At 60.6% G+C, this 2,079-nt stretch carries 3 pseudogenes; 2 read left to right on the forward strand and 1 reads right to left on the reverse strand.

What is annotated here, in order from left to right:
• Positions 1-146: 146 nt before the first annotated feature.
• Together H536_RS25570 and H536_RS23010 are read left to right on the forward strand one after the other, a co-directional pair.
• Positions 147-401, forward strand: a pseudogene (locus tag H536_RS25570) (transposase); the annotation flags it as partial.
• 253 nt (positions 402-654) lie between these two features.
• Positions 655-1,727: pseudogene (locus tag H536_RS23010) on the forward strand (IS5 family transposase).
• A gap of 176 nt (positions 1,728-1,903) precedes the next feature.
• On the opposite strand, the pseudogene H536_RS25575 reads toward H536_RS23010, so the two are convergent.
• Positions 1,904-2,079 (reverse strand): annotated as a pseudogene (locus tag H536_RS25575) (IS30 family transposase); the annotation flags it as partial.

The following is a 2,079-nucleotide window of genomic DNA, read 5'->3' on the forward strand; positions in this document are numbered from 1 at the left end:
ACGCGCTACGACCGGCGCGCCGACAACTTCGCCGCCGCTCTCAAGCTGGCTGCCGTCCGCATCTGGATCAATGCCTAATGAGTCCGCTCCCTTGCAGGAGGCATCTCCCAATTGGTTCGATGCGGCGGCGGTTGATGGTGTGGCGCGTACTACGCCAGCATTCAACAGGCGGCAAGCAGGTGCTTGGTCGGCTGTCCAAAATGGGACAGCATGATATACGACCGGCTTCTCATTATGGGTGCCATGACCGTCATCCGATGGCGAGCAGAGGCAAAGCATCGCCAGGTTCCTGGCTGACGGGAATGCTGACGCGAAAGCCCCCACCGGTGATCGCCATGGATCTGGGCAACAAGATGGCGCGAGCGGTATGGGCCATGCTGACGAGGAGTGAGACGTTCAGAAATTCGGACACGGCCCCGAACGTCCCGGTTACTTCTTTATGCGCCATACGCCGACAGCCCATACCCGCGTACGCCCGCAATCTTAGCAGGCATTCGAGCAAGGGCGCCGCCTCTTGTAGACGCGGCTGCAAGCTGGCGACGCATCGCTACAACTCCGCGCCACACCAAAAAGGATCGGCGGAAACTTGGACGCTTCCGGAGACTGGCGAATTTCGTGCTGACATGATCCACTGAGGTCGCGCTTTCGGGACAGATTGGGTTTTGGGACGTTGAGGATCGGCTTTCGCAACTCTCACGCCATGAGATTCATTGGAGAAGCACTCCGTTACGGTCGATTTCGAGATATTCCGGGCAGACTTGGCGAAAGCGGTTCCCCGGCGCGATTGAAGCAGGGGCGGGAGGCCGCCCCTCGATCCGGTTCTCAAATTCAGGATGCTGGTTCTCCAGGCGCTGAACGGGTTGTCCCTGGAGCAAAACGAGTTCCTCGTGAAGGACCGGTTGAGCTGGATGCGGTTCTGCGGTCTTGGTCCCAGCGATGGGGTCCCGGACGCCAACACTCTGTGGGATTTCCGGGAAGCCTTGATTGCCGCCGATGCGCTCGACGCTTTGTTTGCCCGTCTCGACGGCGCGATCAGCGAGGCGAGGCTATCTACCGATGTCAGGTCAGATTATGGACGCCACGCCCGTTGCTGCGCCACGTCAGCGCAACACCGAGGACGAGAAGGCCAGGATCAAGGCCGGAGAGACGGCAAAGGAGATCTGGAAGGACGAGCCGTTCAAGGCGCGGCAGAAGGATACCGATGCCCGTTGGACCGTGAAGTTCTCCAAGGCCGGGCCGGCGGAGGACGGCCAGAAGCAGCAGATCGACATTGCAATTCCGACGTTCGGCTACAAGAACCACATCTCGGTCGACCGCCGGCACGGTGTCATCCGCAAGTCTCTTGTCACCGACGCGGCGGCTCATGGCGGAGCGCGCTTGCGCGAAGGGCTGATCGACCCTTCAAACACCGCCTCCGATGTCTGGACAGACAGCGCCTACCGCTCGGCCGAGAATGAGCGCTTTCTCAAGGGCGTTAGCAAGACCAGCCGTATCCATCGCAGAAAGCCGAAAGGACGGCCGTGCCGGCCAGAACGCGCAAGACGAATGCTGCAAAGTCGGCGGTCCGCGGCCATTTTGAGCACGTCTTCGCCTACCCGAAGGGGCCCATGGGAATGGTCGTGCGCACCATCGGCATTGCCAGGGCAAAGGCCACGCTCACGCTGGCGAACTTGGCCTACAACATGAAGCGGTGGCGATGGCTCGACAGCCGAACTGCGTCCGCATGAGCCGATGACGGCCGATCGGATGCCATTCAGCACCTGAACCAGCGTCACCGCCAGCCCAAAACATCGCCATAAATCCCAGCAGTTCGGCTTCAGAACGAAATTACGGCGTTTCCGGAGGCGTCCACTTATAATGGATCGCCGCCAACCGGTGGATTCCAGCGTGAAGCGCAACATGCTCATGAGAAGCGGATTCGGACGTCCTTGCCAAGTTCCTGGAGGAGGCACTGGAAAGGGGTGATAAAGCCGAGGCATTTGCGCGGCGTGGTGTTGAGGCTGACGATGGCGTTCTGGAGATCGGCTTCGGACAGGGTGTCGAGATCGAGCCATCTGGGCAGCCATCGTCGCAATCGTC

The sequence above is a fragment of the Aurantimonas coralicida DSM 14790 genome, from assembly GCF_000421645.1.
Lineage (GTDB): Bacteria > Pseudomonadota > Alphaproteobacteria > Rhizobiales > Rhizobiaceae > Aurantimonas > Aurantimonas coralicida.